Annotated in this window: 17 protein-coding genes and 1 pseudogene; 2 read left to right on the top strand and 16 right to left on the bottom strand. The window is 36.9% G+C overall.

Features of this window, described 5'->3' with window-relative positions:
• The first annotated feature begins 111 nt into the window (after nucleotides 1-111).
• Nucleotides 112-1,797 carry a dihydroxy-acid dehydratase gene (ilvD, locus tag NV377_RS12275; RefSeq protein WP_258199220.1) on the top strand — a complete coding sequence of 562 codons (1,686 nt, stop codon included), beginning with the start codon at nucleotides 112-114 and terminating at the stop codon, nucleotides 1,795-1,797.
• Nucleotides 1,798-1,951: 154 nt separating this feature from the next.
• On the opposite strand, the gene NV377_RS12270 is transcribed toward ilvD, so the two are convergent.
• Nucleotides 1,952-3,319, bottom strand: coding sequence for a polysaccharide deacetylase family protein (locus NV377_RS12270; RefSeq protein WP_258199219.1), 1,368 nt, complete (start codon nucleotides 3,317-3,319; stop codon nucleotides 1,952-1,954).
• A 179-nt stretch (nucleotides 3,320-3,498) separates the two neighbouring features.
• On the opposite strand from NV377_RS12270, the gene ytvI reads away from it, so the two are divergent.
• Nucleotides 3,499-4,623 carry a sporulation integral membrane protein YtvI gene (gene ytvI, locus NV377_RS12265; RefSeq protein WP_258199218.1) on the top strand — a complete coding sequence of 375 codons (1,125 nt, stop codon included), beginning with the start codon at nucleotides 3,499-3,501 and terminating at the stop codon, nucleotides 4,621-4,623.
• A gap of 104 nt (nucleotides 4,624-4,727) precedes the next feature.
• On the opposite strand, the gene NV377_RS12260 is transcribed toward ytvI, so the two are convergent.
• From NV377_RS12260 to NV377_RS12190, 15 genes and pseudogenes are all read right to left on the bottom strand, one after another.
• On the bottom strand, nucleotides 4,728-6,533 hold the full coding sequence (locus NV377_RS12260; protein WP_258199217.1) for a peptidoglycan D,D-transpeptidase FtsI family protein: 1,806 nt from the start codon (nucleotides 6,531-6,533) through the stop codon (nucleotides 4,728-4,730).
• Between the two features lie 136 nt (nucleotides 6,534-6,669).
• On the bottom strand, nucleotides 6,670-8,880 hold the full coding sequence (locus NV377_RS12255; protein WP_258199216.1) for a methyl-accepting chemotaxis protein: 2,211 nt from the start codon (nucleotides 8,878-8,880) through the stop codon (nucleotides 6,670-6,672).
• A 248-nt stretch (nucleotides 8,881-9,128) separates the two neighbouring features.
• Nucleotides 9,129-11,231, bottom strand: coding sequence for a methyl-accepting chemotaxis protein (locus NV377_RS12250; protein WP_258199215.1), 2,103 nt, complete (start codon nucleotides 11,229-11,231; stop codon nucleotides 9,129-9,131).
• A gap of 181 nt (nucleotides 11,232-11,412) precedes the next feature.
• Nucleotides 11,413-12,669 (bottom strand): peptidase U32 family protein, encoded by a 1,257-nt coding sequence (locus NV377_RS12245; protein WP_258199214.1) that lies wholly within the window; start codon nucleotides 12,667-12,669, stop codon nucleotides 11,413-11,415.
• A 109-nt stretch (nucleotides 12,670-12,778) separates the two neighbouring features.
• Nucleotides 12,779-13,711 (bottom strand): peptidase U32 family protein, encoded by a 933-nt coding sequence (locus NV377_RS12240; protein WP_258199213.1) that lies wholly within the window; start codon nucleotides 13,709-13,711, stop codon nucleotides 12,779-12,781.
• Between the two features lie 31 nt (nucleotides 13,712-13,742).
• Nucleotides 13,743-14,870 carry an endolytic transglycosylase MltG gene (gene mltG / locus NV377_RS12235; protein ID WP_258199212.1) on the bottom strand — a complete coding sequence of 376 codons (1,128 nt, stop codon included), beginning with the start codon at nucleotides 14,868-14,870 and terminating at the stop codon, nucleotides 13,743-13,745.
• A gap of 177 nt (nucleotides 14,871-15,047) precedes the next feature.
• Entirely contained in the window at nucleotides 15,048-15,362 is a 315-nt protein-coding gene (locus NV377_RS12230; RefSeq protein ID WP_258199211.1) for a DUF1292 domain-containing protein, read from the bottom strand.
• 5 nt (nucleotides 15,363-15,367) lie between these two features.
• Nucleotides 15,368-15,658 (bottom strand): DUF1292 domain-containing protein, encoded by a 291-nt coding sequence (locus NV377_RS12225; protein ID WP_258199210.1) that lies wholly within the window; start codon nucleotides 15,656-15,658, stop codon nucleotides 15,368-15,370.
• Nucleotides 15,659-15,674: 16 nt separating this feature from the next.
• Entirely contained in the window at nucleotides 15,675-16,082 is a 408-nt protein-coding gene (ruvX, locus tag NV377_RS12220; protein ID WP_258199209.1) for a Holliday junction resolvase RuvX, read from the bottom strand.
• A gap of 18 nt (nucleotides 16,083-16,100) precedes the next feature.
• Nucleotides 16,101-16,361 (bottom strand): IreB family regulatory phosphoprotein, encoded by a 261-nt coding sequence (locus tag NV377_RS12215; protein WP_258199208.1) that lies wholly within the window; start codon nucleotides 16,359-16,361, stop codon nucleotides 16,101-16,103.
• 47 nt (nucleotides 16,362-16,408) lie between these two features.
• Complete coding sequence (alaS, locus tag NV377_RS12210; protein ID WP_258199207.1) at nucleotides 16,409-19,042, bottom strand: alanine--tRNA ligase; 2,634 nt, start codon at nucleotides 19,040-19,042, stop codon at nucleotides 16,409-16,411.
• A gap of 820 nt (nucleotides 19,043-19,862) precedes the next feature.
• Nucleotides 19,863-20,933, bottom strand: coding sequence for an AI-2E family transporter (locus NV377_RS12205; protein WP_258199206.1), 1,071 nt, complete (start codon nucleotides 20,931-20,933; stop codon nucleotides 19,863-19,865).
• A 559-nt stretch (nucleotides 20,934-21,492) separates the two neighbouring features.
• Nucleotides 21,493-22,185, bottom strand: a pseudogene (locus NV377_RS12200) (2-oxo acid dehydrogenase subunit E2); the annotation flags it as partial.
• Between the two features lie 735 nt (nucleotides 22,186-22,920).
• On the bottom strand, nucleotides 22,921-23,124 hold the full coding sequence (locus NV377_RS12195) for a YrzR-like zinc ribbon domain (protein WP_258199205.1): 204 nt from the start codon (nucleotides 23,122-23,124) through the stop codon (nucleotides 22,921-22,923).
• Nucleotides 23,125-23,136: 12 nt separating this feature from the next.
• Nucleotides 23,137-23,673, bottom strand: a complete 537-nt coding sequence (locus NV377_RS12190) for a PRC-barrel domain-containing protein (protein WP_258199204.1) — start codon at nucleotides 23,671-23,673, stop codon at nucleotides 23,137-23,139.
• Nucleotides 23,674-23,710: the final 37 nt, after the last annotated feature.

Here is a 23,710-nt window from a genome sequence, read left to right as displayed (position 1 = left end):
TTGTAGCCAAGTACTATTGAGTATGCTAAAATTACAAATATGAGCATCTAGCATGATAATAACATTGTAACTATTTCATTATAGTGTAAACGTACAAGGAGGAACTTCCACATGGCAAAAACAAAAATGCGTTCTGATATGATTAAAAAAGGATTTGACCGTGCACCACATCGTAGTTTGCTTCGTGCTGCTGGAGTTAAAGAAGAGGATTTTGGCAAACCGTTTATCGCGGTATGTAACTCTTATATTGATATTGTCCCTGGACATGTACATCTTCAGGAATTTGGTAAATTAGTTAAGGAAGCTATCTATGAAGCTGGCGGTGTTCCTTTCGAATTCAACACAATTGGTGTAGATGATGGTATCGCAATGGGCCATATCGGTATGCGTTATTCTCTTGCTAGCCGTGAAATTATCGCTGACTCCGTTGAGACAGTTGTTAACGCTCACTGGTTCGATGGTATGATCTGTATTCCTAACTGTGATAAAATCACACCTGGTATGATTCTAGGTGCACTTCGCGTTAATATCCCTACAATGCTAGTAAGTGGTGGACCAATGAAAGCCGGCAGAACATCAGATGGTCGTGCAATCTCACTTACAAGTGTATTTGAGGGCGTTGGTGCTCACCAATCTGGTATTATCAATGATGAGCAACTTTATGAGCTAGAAGCATATGGTTGTCCTACATGTGGTTCATGTTCAGGTATGTTCACTGCTAACTCCATGAACTGCTTAGCTGAAGGTCTTGGACTTGCTCTTCCTGGTAACGGTACGATTCTTGCTGTTGCTCCAGAGCGTAAAGAATTTGTTAAGCAAGCAGCTCGTCAATTAATGGAACTTATTAAAATGGACCGCAAACCTCGCGATATCGTTACAAAAGCAGCAATCGACAATGCTTTTGCGCTTGATATGGCTATGGGTGGTTCTACAAATACAGTACTTCATACACTTGCAATTGCACATGAAGCAGGTATTGAATATTCGATCGAAGAAATCAATGAAATTGCTGAACGTGTTCCTCACTTAGCAAAAATCGCTCCAGCATCTGATTATCATATTGAAGATGTACACAATGCTGGTGGTGTTAGTGCAATAATTCATGAATTATTGAAAAAAGAAGGCGCATTCGACGGTGATACTTTATCTGTATCAGGTAAAACTATTCGTGAAAACGTTGAAGGCTGTGAAATTCAAGATACGGATGTTATCCACACAATCGACAACCCACATACTGCTCGTGGTGGACTAGCTATTCTATTCGGTAACATTGCTCCTAACGGTTCAGTTATTAAAACTGGTGCAGTTGACAAATCAGTAGGTGGCTATCATAAAGGTCCTGCTATTTGCTTTAATTCTCAAGATGAATGTCTTGAAGCTCTAGCTCAAGGCAAGATTAAAGAAGGCCATGTTGTAGTTATTCGTTACGAAGGACCTCGTGGCGGTCCAGGTATGCCTGAAATGCTTGCTCCAACTTCAGCAATTGTTGGTATGGGTCTTGGCGCTAAGGTTGCCCTAATTACGGATGGTCGCTTCTCTGGAGCTTCTCGCGGAATTTCTATCGGTCACGTTTCTCCAGAAGCTGCTGATGGCGGTCCAATCGCATTCGTTAATGATGGCGATGAAATCGAAATCGATATGAATAATCGTACGATGAACCTACTAATTAGTGATGAAGAGTTTGAAGCTCGTAAAGCCGCATGGCCTGGATTCGAACTTAAAATCAAACGTGGTTACCTAGCTCGTTATGCACATATGGTAACAAGCGCTAATACTGGTGCAGTAATGAAAATGTAGTATAAGATTTTCTTACTATAAGCGAAAGCCTGCTGATCGATGATAATCAGCAGGCTTTTTTTGTACGCAAATGTCAATGGCAATTTCGGCGAATACTAAAAAGATGTAGCGAGTAATAACATTACTCGCTACATCTTTTTTATTTCATATTTCATTAATTCGATGTTAGTACATCTTGCTTCGCACTAATAATTTCTTGTTGTTTGGCAACATTGTACACATTATCAAGTGGAATGTATTGCTGAAGACGCTCAAGCGTCATAAGTAAAATTCTAGGTTCTTCTTGAACTTGCTCTCGAACTTGACGGTTAGCCGTAGCAGTTTGAGCTGGCGTTAATATTTTCATTAACCATTTCAAATAAATTTTAGAGCTAGCTAGAAATATTCCATTAGGCATATCATGGATTGAAAAACCTAATTTATCAGCGCCTCGATTAATCATCGTAATTCCTTGTATTGCTTTAATTGGAGTATTCTTTGCCTCATCCGTAATTTGTAAAGCTAATGCAGGTAATGCTCGTTCTACTTCACGAATCGTCTTCACAGCAACGACCAATGGATTTTTCGATGCAAATGCAATTTGGGATAATTTCTTATTATCAAAATGAAGTTCAACAATCTGATCACCATGTGAGAGCACTTCACCGTTATTCAAAGGTAGTGGTTTTCCTTTATATTTAATCAAACGATAATGGAACATAGACCCATTGCTTGATTTAATATCTTTCAATCTCATAACTTGATGAAATACTTTCTCCCAAGTTAACCACAAAGACACCATCATCTTTTTACCTATAGATAAAGTTTTCTTATTATTATGTTCTGTCACTTTAATCATACTTTCTATGTTTACCATTTTCATTTGTCTTAATGTTGCTTCTTCGAGAAATACTTCCAAAGCAATTAGCATATTACGCGGAGCATCTACATCTGCACCAAACGTTCTTCCACAATCATGTAGTAGCAATACTTCTCCAGCGTTCAGCTTGCTCATTAATCTAACTTCTAATTTCTTTGCATCTAATTTTTTATGCCAATCTCCAAAAATCGATGACCATAAAATAATATTAAGACGTGATACATTGCCATAGTCGAACAAATTAACAATTCCCCACGGCGGTCGGTAGTAGATCGAACGTTGTCCAGTTACCTCTTCAATAATATCATTAGTCATTGCAATATGTTTACGAACTGTCTTAGGTCTCATAAACCAATTCGTCTTATGTTCATAATTATGAACACCTATTGTATGACCTTCATCTCTCATCCTTTTCAATAATTCAGGATTTTGTTTCGCATGTACTCCTACAACAAAGAAAGTTGCTTTAGCATCATATCTTTGCAATAAGTCTAGTAACTGTTCAGTATAGATAGGGTCTGGTCCATCATCAAATGTTAACGCAATTTCATGATTCGCTTTCCCCTTCTTAAATACTTGATATCCAAATACTCTACTTAAAAGTCCAGGAATAAATGCGTAGAAGGTCATGAAATAAAATCCCCAAGTTAATATGTTTTCCATGATTGTCTTCCTCACTATAATAATGATATAGTCAATATATAATACATAATAAGAACGAAGTGCACTAACTTTTATTGTATCATAATTGCATGGAATTCTCACTAGCAAGATCAGTAAGAATATTTGTAAAGCATAGATATATTACTAACTATACTACGTTTTGAAAGGATGATTGCGACTTGTTATCTTTCTACAAAAAATATTGGAGAACGGCTTTTGATATTGCGCTTATCGTTGTTACAGTCCTTCTTATTATGTGGCTATTTAGTATTGTGTACAATATTGCAAAACCAATTTTCTACTCCTTTGTTATTTTCATGTGTATTGAGCCTCTCGCAAGACGTCTTAATAAATGGGGATTGAAAAAAAGCTTAGCCTCTGCCATTTCAGCTGTCCTATTCGTTCTTATTGTTCTTGGATTAATTGGAGCACTTATTATTATTGCAACCATTCAAGGGATTGAATTAGTTAACTTACTCCCTCAATATCAGGAACAGTTCTCCGCAGAGCTTAACAAATGGCTACACTATTTCCAAGAGCAGATGAATCAATTACCTATCGACATCAGCTTAACAGACAAACTAACAGATATATTGGCTCAGGCTTCTACAACTATACAAGGTTGGTTAATAAATGGTTTAACTTTTGTTATCGGCTCGATAACTTCATTTACTTCATTCGTTGTAAATGCTGCAATTGGTCTAATCTTAGCTTACTTCTTAAGTATTGAAATTGTAGATTGGAAAAAATTAGCTACTAATAAAACGCCTAATACATTTAAAACTGCCTTTTTCTTTTTGAGAGATAATGTATTGAAAGGTATTTGGATCTACATTAAAGCACAAAGTAAATTAATAAGTATTACCTTTGTAGTTATACTTATATCTTTATTATTACTAGGGGTTAATCATGCTTTAGTTATTTCATTAGTTGCAGCTATATTTGACGTATTACCTTTACTTGGCGTAAGTACAATTTTCATCCCATGGATTACTTATTTGTTTGTAATTGGTGATTATGAAATAGCCATTTGGATTACAGTACTATGGCTTGTCGTAGTTCTAGCTAGACAAATGCTTGAACCAAAAATCACTGGTGATTCCTTAGGCGTATCAGCATATACAATGTTAGCATTTATGATGATTTCCTTATCATTATTCGGTGTAGCTGGATTAATTCTATCACCAATTCTACTTATACTCATCAAAGCATTACTAGACCAAGGCTACTTTGAACAATGGATTAGGAAACCAATTGGTGAATATGATAAGTTAGAAACAAGTATTGAAAAAGTGGACGAATAATAATGTGGCAATTGAACAAATAAAGAGGCAGTATCAAAAGTCACCAATAGCGACCTTGATACTGCCTCTTCTTTAACTGTTCTTATAGTTATGCTCTATCGCTACTATTCATGGGCTGCAACAATATCCATAATTCCACGGAATATTTGTGTAGCTTGATTTCTCGTACCACTTGATTGATCTTGTACGAGTACGGATAGAGCATATTGGGGCTGCTCAGTCGGACCATAACCGACAAACCATTGATCATTGTGCCCTGATTGCTTGCCACTTAATTGTGCTGTACCAGACTTACCAGCTATATGCCATTGCCCTTGATTAATTGACTGCCCTGTTCCTTGTTGAACAACTAATTGCATATATCTTAATATCTTTTCTGCCGTAGCTGGATGTATATTATATTTATTCTCATGTCCTAGATGAACTGGCAGCTGCGCTAATACTTGACCATCAGCATAATTTATTTGTGAGACAATTCTATTCTCGTATTGTCTCCCATGATTAAGTAAAGTTACAACCATATTGGCTGCTTGTAAAGGCGTTAGATGAACATCACGCTGACCTATACTTGATTGTGCAATGATTCCACCATCTTTCGTATTCAGATCATGAAACACAAGACCATTCTCTTCCTCTGCTAATAATCGAATAGGAGACGTAATTGGTGCTTTCGCTTTATCTTGATGCCATCCTACTTTTTGAACTACACCCAGTGCATTTGCTGTTTCATATAATTGATTTGCTGAAAGACGTTCGGATAATGTTGCAAACACAACATTGCACGAGTTAGCGAATGCTTCTTCCAATGTCTGGTCACCATGTCCGCCTTTTTTCCAGCACGATAGCCCATATCTGCCGTATTCACCATTACAATAAAAATGTTCATCTTCGTCTACAACCCCATACTCTAATGCTGCTGCTGCCGTTACAATTTTATATATGGATCCTGGTGAATATGCGGTTAGAGCGTGATTTTTAAGAACACTATCATTACCCATGCTTAATTGCCCAGGTAATAATTGTGGCCTGGATACCATTGCTTTTACATCACCATTAGTAACATCGAGCAATACTATGGCCCCTTCAGTAACATGTTTCTCGTCCAAGTATCGTTCTATCTTATTTTGAAGATCAAGATCAATTGTCGTTACAATGGTAAGCGGATAGTAAGGATTACTCGACTCCATTCTCCTCATGCCAATACCAGATAATAGATCATACCTTCCATCTAATGTGTATGATATGTAGGACGGCCCTAGTCCATGTAGGTATCGATCAAGAGAATATTCTAGACCTAATATTCCAACTTTACTGTCCCTACTCCAATTAGTTAAATTTTTTATCTCAGAGCTGTACACCTTATCAGCCCACTCCGGATATTCAGCAACAGCCCCAATAAAATGCTTCTGTTCATATTGCTCTGGATAACGATCACGATATGTGACGACTTCTAGGCCATATAAATGCAACGCTTGTATGTCATGCACTTGTTGCTCAGTTAGTCTGATCGGTTCTCTTGACTTATCTTCTAAGAAAGAGGCACTTTCTAAAACACTTACAAACTCTTGTAACTGATCTGAAGATTTATCTAAAATAGTAGCAAGTTGATCAAATCGTGTAGCATCTATTTCCTTCCATGCGTGGACTGGGAAAAATGCAACCGTATCGTATTTTTGACTTGTAATTGATAATCCATGTTCATCAACAAAATGACCTCTGCCATCATCAACCATCAATTTCTTCATCCGTTGATTAACCGCCCCTTGGCGCCAATCATAATATTTATATTTACTTCCATGCTGTTGAAACATAGTAGTCGTTGGACTTATTTGTAAGTAGATAAGTCGACATGTATAAACAAACATAACGCTAGTAAATACGATCGCTATCCAGATTACTCTTCGCTGCATTGTTATCTACTCCATTATCATCATAATATCTTTAGTATGACTACTTTCTAAGTAGATTAAACGAAAACATTACTTAATATGAAGCACAAAAAGAGCTATCGGTGTGAATTAACACATCGATAGCTCTTCAAATTGATTAAATTTTGAACTTGGAAAGGGAATCCTTCAATCCAGTAGAAACCGTCTGAAGTTTACCTGACAAATCAACTAGATTTTGACTAATACTTAATTGTTCTGTACTTAGAGAAGCTACTTCCTCAGAAGTTGCAGAAGATTGTTGCGCTACTGCACTAACATTATTCATAGAATCACTTAAAATCTCTTGTGATTTGTTTAATTCAACAAAGGCATCCGTTACTTGTTTCATACTTTGCTTAAATGTTTCCATCTGAGCTTGAACGGTTAAGAATAATTGATTAGCCTCTTTAACAGAACCAATTTGCTCTTGGAACAATGGATATGCTTCTAATAATACTGTAACCGTTTCTTCAATTTCACTAGTAATTGTACGCGTTATTTGCGCTACAACCTCAATTGAATTTTTGGATTGATCGGCAAGCTGTCTAATTTCATCTGCCACTACCATAAAGCCTTTACCAGCAGCACCTGCGCGAGCAGCTTCAATCGTTGCGTTTAATGACAAAATGTTTGTTTGCTTCGTTACATTATTCAATACATCAAGAATTTTCACAATCGATGAAGTACTTACTTTTAATGCATTAACTTTATCAACCATTGCACGTGTCATTTGTTCCGTAGTACCTGTTTTATCAATTAACACGCCCATATAAGTAATACCTTGAAGACTTGCATGTTCAACTTCATTTGCGGAAATCGACATTTGTACATTATATTCATTCACTTGCTTCATTTGATCATTAAGCGTATTCGTATGATCTGTACCTTTTTCTGCTTCCATAGCAAGACTTGAAGCGCCTCCGGCTATCTCGTCAGTAGCAATTGCAATTTCTTTCGCTGCTATTGAAGTTTTTTCAGAAGCATCTGTTAATTCCGCAGCTGTCTTTAATACGGCTGCAGCAGATACCGTTGTTTGTGTAGCTAGAATTGCGATTTGCTCCATCATCTCATTAAAGTTATTGGATAGTAATCCTATCTCATCGTTACGCCTCTTAAGAGTTGATCGTACTGTTAGATCTCCTTGTGCACCTTTTTGCATCAATTCTGTTACATAGTTCAACGGTCTTCCAATAAATAGAATAACAATAATACCGATTCCTATTGCAAGTAATGCAGCAATAATTGAAGTAATAATTGTCAAATTACGTATTGGTGCAGCTTGCTCAATAAGATTATCGGTTGGTATTGATGCAACCACTTTCCAATTTTCATTACTTAGTAAGCTCTCAAAAATCGCTAAATATTGTTGATTATTAGCTCCAGTAAGTTTCAAACTACCTGATGTTACTTCTTCAGCCTCAGCATCGGCTTCAGCTTTTGGAATTGCAATATTAGGCGTTTGACCATACTTAGTATCATCTGGTGCCATAACATATTCATTGTTACTGTTTACAATAACAATCTCACTGCCATCACCCAAATCTACCTTCGTTGCAGCTTCAAAGAAACTATTAATGTCGAATTCCAAAACTAATATAAATGATAAGTCAGGATTGTTCATATTTCGAACCATACGAGAAAGTCCAACGGATTTATAAGCTGGCGACTGACTTATACCTTCTGCTTGTGGCTCAATCCAATGTTCCATACCATTTTTAATTACACTTTCCTTATACCATTCCGTATTACGATACGTTTGTGCATCTTTCTTGGTGCTATCAGAATCTACAGTTTGTCCAGTAGCAATAGGCTCTATAATATCACTTGCTGGAATAATTGTAATGTTAGTTATTACTTTATTCGTTACCATGTATGTAGATAATTTATCCGTAATTAATTTAGTCGTTTTAATTTTCTCATATGTATTATCTGTTGTTTGTAATGTATTCATGTTCTCAACAAATACACTATCGAACATAATCTGGAACGAAGTATCAATATAACTCTTAAATACTGTATCTAAACTATTACTAACTTGCTTGATCGTCTGAATACTTGCATTGGACACATTGCTCTCAATTAATCCTTTAGATTTTTGATAAGAAATTGTTCCTACTGTTACAACACATAGAACTATACTAATAAAAATAATTACAAATAATTGTATTCCAATACTATTCAATATACTGATTTTCTCTTTACTCTTTATTTCTTGCATTTTACTTTTAGCGGACTTACCTAAAATTTCTAGATTTTTTTTCAAAGAATTAGTTTTTTCTTGAGAATCCTGTCCATTAACAGTACTGTCTTTTTCAAGAAACTTCTTCATGCTGACTAGCACCACCTTATTTTTTTATAAAGCAATATCATTAATTCAGAATACATAACTACTATTTTACCATTTAGAATCTACTAATTCTATACATATATTTGAATTTTGCTAAAGCAGGTAAAAAGTAGCAATAAATATTCTAGTTATCAACAAATATAGTATTATCGAACTAATATTTTAAAAACAACAAAAAACTGTAAAAGATAACAAGTGATTCGTTATCTTTTACAGTTTTCACGTTATCTTTATTCAACTTTAAATTGAGCTAATGAATCTTTTAATTTAGTAGAAACTTCATTAAGCTCAGTTGATAATGTTACTAGATTATCACTAATACTCAATTGCTCATTACTTAGACTTGCAACTTCCTCTGAGGTTGCTGAAGATTGCTGAGCCACTGCGCTTACATTTGTCATCGCTTCATTCAAGACAGTTTGTGATGCTTCAAGCTTATTAACAGATTGCGTTACATCTTCTAGTCGACTTATAAGATGATTCATCTGACCTTGAACACTTACAAAAATACTATTTGCTTCTTTCACCGAATTAATCTGTTCTTGGAACATTGGATATGCTTTAGACAACACTTCAACTGTCTCAACGATTTCTGACTGAATTCGATCAGTAATTTGTGCTACTACATCGATAGATTGCGTAGATTGGTCTGCAAGTCCACGAATTTCATTCGCTACTACCATAAATCCGCGGCCTGCTGTACCAGCTCTCGCCGCCTCAATCGTTGCATTCAATGATAGTATATTCGTTTGTTTGGTTACTGCATTAAGTACATCTAATATTTGCACAATTGAACGTGTACTATCTTTCAAGGAGTCGACCTTCTCGACCATTTCACGAGTCATTTCTTCGGTCATTCCAGTCTTTTCAATTAATTCTGCCATATAGGCAGTACCTTTGCCACTCGCACTTTCTACTTCATATGCGGATTGTACCATTTCTTGATTGGCACTAAGCACTTGCCTCATCTGATCGTTAATCATTACTGTCAGATCATTACCTCGTTCTGCTTCTACAGCCAGACTTGTTGAACCGTTGGCTATCTCTTCTGTAGCGATAGCAATCTCTTTAGCAGAGACTGCTGTTTTGTTCGATGCATTCGTCAATGTCTTTGCTGTTACCATTACTGCGTCTGCAGAAATTTTGGTTTGTGTTGCTAACGAAGTTATTTGTATCATCATAGAATCAAAACTGTTACTTAATTGACCTATTTCATCTTTACGTTTGTTATTTTTGGAACGAACCGTTAGATCTCCCTTCGCACCTTCATTCATAAGATTTCTTAACTGAACAAGAGGTCTGCTTATCGTTAGCATAACAATTGCGGAGATAATGATTGCAATTACTGCAGCTGCGATTGCTACGGAAACCGTTAATTGACGAATAACTACAGTATCTTTGACTAGTTCATTTACAGGAATTTGTCCTGTTAAGTACCAATCTGAATAACCTAATTTTTTATGAATTAATAATACCTCTCCTATACCACTAAGAGTTTCGCGAGTACTTTTCTCTTCTTCATCAACATTTATTTGGAATGGAGCCACGCTTTGTACAAGTTTAGGATCTGCATTGGTCATATATTCATTGTTACTATTAACGATCGATATTCCACTATCAGAACCCAGATTCACATTATCAATTTGTTCTTGTATGCCTTTTGTCGAAACATCCAATAGTAAAACATAATACGCTTTACTTGAAGTTGGATTTTTAATTACTCTAGCAATACCAAAGCTAGGTGTCGTTCCCGCATGCGTTATCGCTTCTGGACTTGAAGGTAACCACACCGCCCGGCCTGCTGCATCAATCGCTTCTTGAATCCATTCTTCCTTCGCTAAGCGTTCTACTTTAGTAAGTTGAGAACTTCCAGCAGTAATAATATTAAGATTACTATCAAGGGGAATAAGAGCTATACCTGTAATACTAGCATTACCAAATATAAAGCTTTGCAGTTTTGTCGTTAAAGCTTTGATCGATTCGAATTTTGAAAACTCATCTTCGTTAGCTACAACAACATCTACACTTTTATGAAATTCATTATCAACCATCAATTGTAATGTTATTTCTTCGTAAGTCTTTAATATATTATCGAGGTTAGCACCAAGCTGATTAACGATTTGTTGACTAGACTCAGACGCCTTTCCTTCAATAATTCCTTTCGATTGATTATACGCTAGTGTTCCCATCGTAATAACGCAGGCAAGAATCCCTCCCATAATGTAAAGGAACAACTTGATACCAACAGATTGAAGCGGATTCGTTTTATACTTGGCTACAACATTAGATTTCACTACATCTTTTTTGAGTTCGACTTTTTTATCATTCTTCATCTGATTGCCCCGCCCTTCAACCTCATTGTAAAAGCGCTTTCACAAATAGCGATTTAGCTTCTATTAATTTTATGTATACTAGTTCCTATTATTTTCTATCTGCGTTTGATTGTCAATCTTTAAAATGAAAAAGACTCCATTTATACGAAATAAAGGGAGTCTTGTCATATTTTCTATTTTATTAGCGTATCTTTTTACGCATCATGTCCATCGGCTCTACTGGTTTTAACGTACGAATACGAATTTTTTGTAGCGGATGACGAGCGACATCTAGTGTGTTTCCATCAAGATCAGTAATTTCCGTTACGGTTTGCTTGAAAAAACGACCATTGGGACCAACAAATTCTACTTCTTGACCTACTTTGAAATGGTTACGTTGTTCAATGATTGCGAACTGAGTAGCAGCATCATATTCATGTACTACACCAGCAAAGTCATAAGGCGCCACTTTATCTTCTGCAGTATAAATATGATCCTCAGCTCCTGGAACATCAAGGAAGAAACCTGTATTAAGAGGGCGATTAGCCGCTTTATGAATTTCATCAATCCATTCTTGCTTAACCTCATACTGCTCTGGATCAGCCATATAAGCATCAATTGCTTGACGATAAGCATTAACTACTGTAGCAACATAATGAATGCTTTTCATTCTGCCTTCAATTTTAAAGCTATCAATTCCCACATCAATAAGATCAGGTATATGTTCTAACATACCCAAATCTTTCGAGCCCATCGTGAAGGGATCTTCTTCCCCCTCATTAACCGGTGCCCCTTCTAGAAATAAATCATATTTCCAGCGGCATGATTGACAGCAACCGCCACGATTAGAATCTCGGTCAGTAAAGTGATTAGAAAGCACACAACGACCTGAGAATGAAGAGCACATCGCCCCGTGGATGAAAGCTTCAAGCTCAACATCAACATTTTTCTTGATTTGTTCAATTTCTTCAAAGCTTGTCTCCCTAGCTAACACAACTCGAGGTAGACCTTCATCTTTCCAGAATTGAACAGTTTTCCAGTTAAGTACGGACTGTTGTGTGCTCAAGTGAACTTCCATTTTAGGAGCAACACGTTGAGCTGTTTCTACAATAATAGGATCAGCAGCAATAATAGCTGCAATTCCTGCTTCTTCTAGATTACGCAAATATTGTTCAATACCTTCTACGTCTTCGTTATGAGCGTAAATGTTCGTTGCAACGAATACTTTTGCTCCATATCGTGCAGCAAATTCTACGCCTTCCTTCATCTCTTCGAAACTAAAGTTATCTGCGTTAGATCGTAGTCCATAAGACTGACCGCCGATGTAGACTGCATCTGCTCCATAATGAACAGCGAATCTTAGCTTTTCTAAGTTTCCAGCTGGTGCTAATAGCTCTGGACGCTCTAATCGATTACGAGTGCCATAATAGCGTCGTTGATGTTTCAAAGTTGTACCCATGTGATGCACCTCCTAAAACTTTTCAAAAAGGTAGTTCAAAAAGCGGACTTTTATAACCTTTATTATATAAAAAGTAGTTCAAAACTATCATGGCCCAATACTCCAACGATTAATATACTTGTTCTTTGAAGAAGAAACCGTAGCTTAATTCGCGAGTTGGATCTTGAATCTCTCTTATCGAGTCCATCAATTGCTCATCAAATTCATAGTGTTCAGGATCAACTAAATACTCGTCAATTGCCTTTCGATATGCTTTAACAATTTCAACGTTATACTCCGTAGATTTCAAGATACCTTCAATTTTCAAACTATCTACTTTACAATCTAGTAATTCATGCAAATTTTCTATCATACAAATATCATCAGAGCTCATAATATGTGTTCCATATTCATCTTCAAAGATAGGATATCGTTCATCTGGTCGATCATTTTCCATTAGATATAATCCAGCAGCTTTTTGAATATTTGCATGTCTCTCTTGTTCACCATGATAGTCTGTATAACTTTGAATAAGAGATCTTTTGGAATGATACATTGCCGTCATACCATGAACTTGCACTTGAATTGGTAACACACTTTTTTCTTTAGTATCTACTACTTGTTCCATATTCAATTCGCGTGCTAATACATAACGTGATGTACCGCGACGAGCCCAATACTCAGCTGTCGCGTAGTTCGTAGAAGTCATTTCAGCATTCCAATGAAGACTTACATTAGGTGCGTATTCCTTAGCAGCTACAAGCACTGCTGGGTCTCCATAAACGATTGCATCTACTTCATACTCTGCCAAGGCAGTCAAATAAGCTGGAAGTAATTCTACCGTTGCATTATCAATAAGATTATTCATGGAAACGTAAAGCTTACCATTTCTGGCGTGTGCTATAGTAACAGCCTCTTTAATCATATCAAGATCAAATTGACCTGCTAATCTACTACCAAATTTAGCTTCCCCTACTAATATTGCATTAGCTCCTGCATCTAACAATTGTATACATTCATCTAAGTTAGCAGCAGTACACAACAATTCTGGATTATATGACATTGACGCTCACCTCACCAAAGTAAACGGCTCATTACTGAGCCGTCTCCTTACTTTTTTCAATATTTCTTAGATGTTGATTATAAGTCTCAGCAAATAGATGTGACTGAGTTCCATCTTTCTTCGTTACATAATAATAGAATTTATGTTCTTCTGGATATAGCGCTGCCTTAATAGATTCTAAACTTGGCGTAGCTATCGGTCCAGGAGGTATTCCATCAATAACATAAGTGTTATAAGGGCTATCGAGCTTCGTATCTTCTATTGACAATAATTCCTTTTGTTCCCCTAATGCGTATTGAATCGTCGCATCAATTTGTAATCGCATTGGTTCCTTCAAACGGTTATAGATAACACCAGCAACAGTAGCACGTTCACTATCAACAACCACTTCACGCTCAATTAATGAAGCGATCGTTAACAATTCATGCATCGATATTCCTAACTTCTCTAACTCATCAGGCCAATTCTCTGGTAAAGTAGCAAGCTTACGATCTTGCTCCTTCAACATACGTATTATAATCTCCTCTTCCGTACTACCTTTGACAACTTCATACGTATCAGGGAAAAGATAACCTTCCAAGCGATTAATTAACTCCGTAGCTTCCTGTGGGATGTTAAGCACATTTTCTGCACCTGACCAACTACGAGACTCTTTCGTTAAAGAAATGAACTTTTCTTTATCTACAAGTCCCTCAGTCGATAGCTTGTCCGCCATTTGAGCAATTGTGAAGCCTTCTGGAATCGTAAATGTAATCGTTTCTTGAGCGATCACATCACCTGCATTTAATTTTGCAATAACTTCTGCTTTGTCCATGCCAGGTGTTAATTCATACTTTCCAGCTTTGAAGTTGTCACCCTCGTCTTTCAATACCAAATAATAGCCAAAAATAAATCCATTTTTTATTATTCCATTATCTTCAAGAACCTTTGCTACACTATTAGCAGAGCTGCCTTTTGCTATAGTTACTTCAATAGGAGATCCCGATTTTGTTGGTTCAAGTTGATTCCACAAATAGAATAGGCCGCTAGCAGCAACAAGCAACATAAAGAAAAGCAATGAGAAACACACCCAAAAAGAAACAACCCATTTCTTAGGTTTATTACGTTTCCTCTTTGGCTTCTTTTTATTTTCTTCTATAGATTTTTCTACATTCTCCAAGAATCTAACACCTCAATATCTATCCGTTCTTCGGACATTATGATTAACTTTGAATCAGTTAAAAATTCTTTTTAAATTATAATTCTGAACTATACCATGAAATCACAAGTAGCCTTTTTGAATGTACTCGTCAAAAAGAGCGGTGATATGCCGCTCTTTTTGTATAAGTATTTTCAATTAAGGTCTTTCATCACTGACAAATTGCAGATCATCATATGCTTCAGAAATAGCTTCCCATTCTTCTTCATCTACGATGCTCTCTAGTTCAACTTCGTCATTTTGTTTGTACACTCGAAGAAATTCAACTTCGTCTTCAGCCTTCATCGTCTCTGTTTGTAGGACAACATATGTAATGTCTCCCCATACAAATTCTTGTGTAATGAAGAAAGCTTCAACACTTCCATCATCAGTAACAAGTTCGATTTCTTGACCAAAGTGTTCTTTTAGTGTGTCTTGAATGATTGGAGCAGTATTTGGTTGTTGAAAAGCCATTACAATTATTCCTCCAACTCGCCAAGCAATGTGTTAAATGTTTCTTCAACAATTGCCCACTCTTCTTCATCATCAATCGTGAACAATTGAAGATCATCGCCTTCTTCTTCATAACGGAAAGCGTAGACTTCGTCTTCTTCCTCATTTTCAGAAATAAGAGGAACAACCATCATATATTTTTTATCGGAATCATCCACTTCAAATTTCATAATGACTTCAAATTCTTCCTCGTTGCCATCTTCGTCTGGAATGTAGATAATTTCTGGTTCTTCATAGTTTTGCTCGTTATTAGCCATTTTTACCCTCACCTTTTCATTTAGAATCAAGATAATTTTGCAAAATAAGTGTAGCTGCCATCTTATCTATCACTTGTTTGCGCTTCTTTAGACTGATCTCAGCTTCTTTTAATGTTCGTTCCGCAGCTACTGTGGTCAATCTTTCATCCCAAAGGTGAACAGGTAATCCAAGCTTTTCCCCAATTTGCTGGGCAAATGCCTTACAAATCTCACCGCGTGGACCGATCGTACCGTTCATGTTCTTTGGAAGGCCAACCACGACCTCAGAAACCTCATTTTCAAGTGCAATTTCCACAAGTCTGTCGAGCTCTCCACCGTCTCTTCTTGTCTCAACTACGGTTAGTCCTTGTGCCGTCCATCGAAATGCATCGCTTATTGCAACACCAATGCGACGATCACCATAATCCAAACCCATGACTCTCATATTTGTTCGGCCCCTCAATTACTCTTTCTTATGCAAGAGATAAAAGCGAACTAACTCTTCAATAAGCTCATCACGCTCTTTCTTGCCGATCATACTTCTAGCATTGTTATGACGCGGGATGTAAGCGGGGTCTCCTGACAACAAATAGCCGACGATCTGGTTAATCGGATTATAGTCTTTCTCAAGTAAGGCATCATATACCTTAAGCAGAACATCTTCTGAGGAATCATCACCCTCAATTTTCACGTTAAACTTCATCGTCTGATCCATTGAACTCATCAGCAACACCCCCTAATACGTATGCCATACCATATGGCTTAGTTCTACTATATCACATTTGCTTGGCTAACAACTAGTTCCTGTGCAAGTTTCAATGCTTGATCAATTTTTTCTACATCTTTACCGCCAGCTTGCGCCATATCAGGACGACCACCGCCATTACCACCACATAGCTGAGCTGCTTCTTTAATAATTTTACCTGCATGGAAGCCTTTTTTCACAAGATCTTGAGAAACTGCTGCTGCCAGATTAACTTTATCTTCTGCTGTTGCACCTAGTACGATAACGCTTGTAGGAAGTTTTGTTTTCAACTCATCTACAATACTACGTAAAGCTTCCATATTGGATGCATTTACTTTTGCAGTTAGAATTGAAACTTCTCCTACTTTAACAACGGCATCTAGTAATGAACCTGCTTCTATATGACTTAGTTTGTTTTGTAGAGATTCATTGTCGCGCATTAATTCTTTCACTTGGCCGTTTAGTGCATCAATACGTTTTGGTACATCCGCTACGTTAGTTTTCAATTGTGATGCTGCTTGTTTCAATACTTCAAGTTGAGATTCATAATAAAGATACGCTTGTTTTCCAGTTACTGCTTCAATACGACGCACACCAGAACCGATACCACTTTCACTTAGTAATTTGAACAGTCCGATTTCAGAAGTGTTGTTAACATGACAACCACCGCAAAGTTCAATTGAGTATTGGCCGACTTGTACGACACGTACAACATCACCATATTTCTCACCGAACAACGCCATAGCGCCCATTGCTTTCGCTTCGTCAATTTTCTTTTGCTGGATAACTACTGGAGTACCAAGCCAAATTTGCTCATTTACTCTTCTTTCAATATCTACGAGTTCCTCAGCAGTAATAGAACCGAAATGCGAGAAGTCAAAGCGCAGACGTTCACCTTCTACTAAAGAACCTGCTTGATTAACATGATCACCCAGTACTTCTTTCAAAGCTTTGTGTAGTAAATGTGTCGCTGTATGATTTTTCACAACATCTTCACGAACAGATTTGTTCACTTGTGCTGTTACTTCCGCATTCACTTTCGCTATACCTTCTACGACTACTGCGTGATGAAGGGTTTGTCCATGAGGTGCTTTCGTAACGTTTTCTACTTCAATTACGAAACCTTCACCAGTAATTGTACCTCTATCACCGATTTGACCTCCACTTTCTGCATAGAATGGTGTCGTATCAAGCAATAGTAATACTTGCGTACCTGCACCCGCTTCTTCAAGAAGTTGATCTTCTGTTACAAGTGCTGTAATTGTGGATTTTACTACCAATTCAGTATAGCCAACAAATTGACTTTTAATCGTAAGATCAGCAAGAGGACCACCTTGAACCTTCATAGATCCTGCATCTTGACGTGCAGAACGAGCACGTTCACGTTGTGCTTCCATTGCAGCATCGAAACCTTCACGATCTACAGTCATTCCTTGCTCCATAGCAAAATCTTCAGTTAAATCAAATGGGAATCCATAAGTATCGTACAATTTGAAAGCATCATCACCATTAATTACAGTGATTTTATTTGCTTTTGCATGATCAACTAGATTAGATAGTAATACAAGACCATCAGATAATGTTTCGTGGAAGCGTTCTTCCTCTGTTCTAATCACTTTTTCAATAAATTCACGTTTTTCCACTACTTCTGGATAGTAGACACCCATTACATCACCAACGATGCCTGTAAGTCCATATAGGAATGGCTTGTCTACACCTAGTGCTTTACCGTAACGTACTGCACGACGAAGCAAACGACGGATGATATAACCACGGCCTTCATTAGAAGGCATAACGCCATCACCTACTGCAAATACAACAGTACGAACATGGTCCGCGATAACTTTCAACGCTACGTCTTGATCTTCTGATACTTTATATGACACGCCTGCGATTTCACATGTGCAATTAATAATCGGCATAAATAGGTCTGTATCAAAGTTTGATTCTGCATCTTGCAGGATCGATGTGATACGTTCTAAACCAGCACCTGTATCGATGTTTTTATTCGGAAGCGGAGTATAGCTACCATCTTTATTATGGTTGAATTGTGAGAATACAAGGTTCCATACTTCTAGGAAACGCTCATTCTCCCCACCTGGCCAACATTCTGGATCATTAAGATCACCATATTTATCGCCACGATCATAGAATATCTCTGTACATGGACCGCAAGGACCTTCACCAATATCCCAGAAATTTTCTTCTAATTTATAAATGCGTTCTGCTGGCAAGCCAATCTTCTCATTCCAGTAACGATAAGCTTCCTCATCCTCAGGATAAACAGTAACAGAAAGTCGCTCTGGATCGAATCCAATCCACTTCTTATCCGTTAAGAATTCCCACGCCCAAGTTATAACTTCTTCCTTGAAATAATCACCAATAGAGAAGTTACCAAGCATTTCGAAAAATGTATGATGACGACGAGTTTTACCAACATTCTCAATATCATTTGTACGTATACATTTTTGTGAGTTCGTAATACGTGGATTTGCTGGGATTTCACGACCATCAAAGTATGATTTTAATGGAGCCATACCTGCATTAATCCATAGTAGAGATGGATCATTATGTGGAACTAGAGAAGCACTAGGTTCAACAGCATGTCCTTTACTTTCAAAAAAAGCTAACCATTTCGCGCGAATTTCACTTGCTTTCATTTTATGACCTCCTAAAATTTTTCGTAGATGACTGTTATACGACTATGCAACGAAAAATTGCAACGTAAGCATAATCTAACTTTTCATATAATATTCGATATACTTCTCTGTAATGAAAAGTTACATCGAAAGCTTAACCTATTTTTCGTAGATGACTGTTATACGACTATGCAACGAAAAATTGCAACGTAAGCATAATCTAACTTTTCATATAATATTCGATATACTTCTCTGTAATGAAAAGTTACATCGAAAGCTTAACCTTTTCGTAGATGACTGTAAGTTATTGCTAATTTGTTTAGTAAATGAAAACAAAAAAAGCCCCTGTTAAAACAGGGACGAATGTTATTTCGCGGTACCACCCTGGTTATTGTGAGCATAGCATCACAATCGCCTTCAAGGACAATAACGGGTCCACCCGATGAGTTTCACTCACACTCAGAAAATAGCTTTCTGTTATCCTTCATTAGAAGCGCTCTTCCAACCAATTCATTATGAAAAGGAACGCTATCTCTGGCTAATGGGCTATAACATAATTGATTTCGTCGACGTTTTGTTGTTATTGATTGTCTAACTTTTTGAACTACCTCTTCCAATGAAGGTTAATAAAGCATGCTTTCAGAATCGAGAAGATGGAGCGCACTTGAGGAAGGAGGAAACTCAAGTGTACGTAATTGGTACACGCGGCCCTGACTTTCCAAGTTCGCTTCATATTCGATGTCGAATAAACTATGAAGTTAATCATCGTTATCAAAGACTGCTTTATGAACTACAACTTATATTACTTCTGTACAAATTATAGCTAGTGACTATATAGCTGTCAAATAATCTTTCTTCGAACATAGTAAGCAAACATATGCTGTACAATCACTTTTCCTGTAGCAAATATCGGAACAGCAAGAATCATTCCAATAATTCCTGCAACTTGACCACCTACGATGAGTGCAAAGATGATCAATAGTGGATGTAAATGTAATGTACGACCTACTACTTGTGGAGAAATAATGTTACCTTCAAGAATTTGACAGATTGTATTAACGATGACGATAAGCAGCATCATTTTTACAGAAACTGTTGATGCCATCAATAAAGCTGGTGCAGCTCCAATAAAAGGTCCGACATATGGGATGACATTGGTAACTGCAACGATGCTCGCTAGTAGTAATGCATAAGGCATGCCCACTAATAAATATCCTACATACGCTAACGTTCCAACAATGACACATACTAATAGTTGTCCCCGTATATAACTGCCCAATGCATCATCTATGTCCTTCAACAATCTAACCGTGTTTTTACGATGAGACTTAGGAACATACCTTATTACTGCACGTTCAAACACATCAAAATCTTTCAAAATGTAAAACGCTAGAAATGGTACAACAAAAACTACGAATAAAGCACCAACCATCTCACCAATATTGTTGACAAAAGTAAGTAATGTTTCTGAGATGCGACGTTCCATTAATACTAATGATTTATTGACACCTTCGCGTAAACTTTCTGGTAGAAGTGCGTTATTATTAAAATCTGTAACTAGTCCTTGGGCTCGCATGGAAAGTTCAGGTAAGTGTTTATTCAACTCTTGCATCTGTTCGAGGAACATAGGAATAAAGTTAATAATAATCACGGTTAAAATCGTACAAAAAACAGCATAGATTAATAATACAGCCATCGTTCGTGGGACTTTCCGTTCATGTAACATAGTAACGATAGGATTCAGAATGTAAGAAATAATCATAGCAACGATAAAAGGTCCGAGAACAGCCTTTAAGAATGAAAAAATGGTTGCAAGAATCGGCTTTAACAAAAGCATAAAATAAATAACTACTAATAGTAATATTGCATAAATTAAGACGACAAAAAATCTATTTTTCGTAAATCGCTCCAATCGTCACACCACCTTCATTCTAACTATTCTTTGCCATTATATGTACAAGTATTCCTATTCAGCACAAAAAGCAGCAACTCTTAAGATAAAGAGTTGCTGCTTTTTGTAAAACTAATAATAACCTATCGTTAATCGAGTATAGACTATTAAAGAACGATCGAATCTCGAAACCCTCTGTTATTTTTTCAAAATACGACATCTGATCTTGTGTGTTCATATAAACGAGCATGCCATCTGACATCCATCCCAATAATATCCCTACTGCTATAAAAATGACCTTAACTCAAGATCATAAACCCATTAGATTCGGCTTGAAAGGCTACTAAGCTGCCATCTGGTGATCAATGTAGCTTTGATAAGTACCAATAATTCCTTTCATTTGTATGGGTAATATATCCTCGATCATCTGATACATACACTCGTTTACTTTACAAAAACAATTGATTGGTAGACATTTGGCAAGAATCGTGTGGCTTGTCTTCAAACTGAATCAGACATCTCACTCCAATTCAGATGAACTGCCTGCTATCGGCTTAAATGAATAGTTACAATCAAATTTCTATAATTTAGTAATAACTGTATCTAAATGATAAGCTTCCATGTATTCTTTTGTTTTTTTCAAAAATTGCCCAACGATATTGGCATCCAATACTCGACTATCGCTAGAAAGACACAGGTTAACAACAGAGCGGATAGCAATCATCTCATGGATGACTCGAGGTCTACTTACGATAGATTCAAATGTCAATATGGCTGCTTGAGGATAATTGATAGTAGGATAAGAAAGTATGGAACCAAATGCTCCAGTATTATTAATTGTAATCGTGCCTTCTTGTATTTGATCAAGTTTAAGCTTACCTGAACGAGCCAGTCGCGTTAAGCTATCGATTTCAATTGCGATTTCTGTAATACTCTTCTTATCTGCATGTTTGATGACTGGAGCGAGAACAGCATCCTCGGTACCTATTAGCAGAGACACATTCACATCACGTTTAACAATAATTTTGTCTACTGCCCACACTGAGTTAATCACCGGGTATTCAGTTATAGCAGTGGAAACAGCTTTTATGAGAAATGGAAGATATGTTAAGTTCACTTTATTTTTATTCATAAAATCATATTTAAGTTTTGCTCGGAGCAATACAAGATTTGTTACATCTGTCTCTATTGTATTGAGGGAGTGAGGGATTTCTCTTGCGCTTTGAAGTGTACGCATTGCTATTATTTTTCGTGTAGGAGTTACTTGAATATAACTATTTATATCTTCGTTTTCTTTTATTTCACGATTTAAATTCTCATTATCCATGCTCATTATACATCCCACCTTAAAGAAATTATATTTTAAAAGGTCTATTTCAATAAATAAAAATCACTTATTATATTCTTAACGATAATAAATACAAAATAATTCACGAAAGGAATATTGATATTTGATCTCGTAACATGTCAGTTCACACCGCTTAATGGTAAATGCACAACCTGGCAACGAGTTTTGGAGAGTCAGCGAGCATCTCGCCGTGGGTGTAGCTCTCATCACTCGTTTTTACTTCTTCACAATAATTACGAATAATACCTTTTCCGACGGGTATATCTCTGATGATGAATTGAGGCAATATAAGCGTCAATGACCAAAAAGGGATCGAGTGAACCTACTTTTATTTTGACATAGGAGCGTACCGTTTTGAATGTCATATGGCTAGCTATTGGCCAGATCATCCAGCATGACCTACTCGACGGTTTATATAAGTATAGATTCTAATAATTACCATTTATACTCACGTACTCCATAAGTCCTGATTGTAAGTTCGTACATACATTTTTTACCATAATAATATTAGACTTTCTTTACTTTGTAAAGTTGCACCTAAATAAATCCGCACAAAAAAGAAGGTCATGCAGCGAATAAGTAAATGACCGTTTCATTGGGCATCATTCTAAGCTACAGACCTTCTATAGTTGATACATGCTAGGTGAAATCCATTGCATGTTAATTTAAGTGTATTTCAGGTTGTTCTGCTGACTGATCTTCAAAAAACAAATCATCCAAAGAACTTAATGTACCATCTTCTTCAACTTGATACACTGACATTTTATCACCGTTGACAGCTAATTCAATATAGCAGCCCCAGCAATAGAATTGGTGTGATCCGATTTTACCTATATCTTTCGAGTTACAGTTCGGACATCTCATAAACACTACTCCCTATCCTCTGACATTGGAAGCTGCGACTGGCTCCAATTCTGATTCACTAACAGCTGGAACGATTATCGCATCTTGACCAAGCAATACTTCATTAAGATCACTCGGTGTTCTGAGCCATTTTCGTCCTTCAATTAGATCCGAAACAAAACCATCTGTAAGCTCATAACCTACTATCTGTGTATCCTGAAATGGGTAAAAATATACATCGGACACTCTACCAAGTTGCGAACCGGTCACAGTTATGACAGGCATGTCCTTCAATTGGACGACTCCCATACAATAAGCACGCTGTAGTAGCTGTTTCTTACCTGTTACAACTTGTGACTCATCTGCGATAAAAACTGCATCATCTCCACAAGTTAACACCGCGCTCCATTGTACTGTACGCACCTTCACAGCAAACCATTTTGCATATTCAAGCACTAAACCTTTCAGTTTCCAATGCTCATCAAACCATGCATCCTTGACGACACCAATTTTTTTACCATTGTTGATCGTTAAGACAGGTAGTCCGATTAATTGCTGAAGCCTGATCATGTTAAATGCTGCCTCCTAAAACCTTTCATAGACTTCG

Source organism: Paenibacillus endoradicis (assembly GCF_024721975.1).
This window is presented reverse-complemented; position numbering and strand designations above follow the sequence as displayed.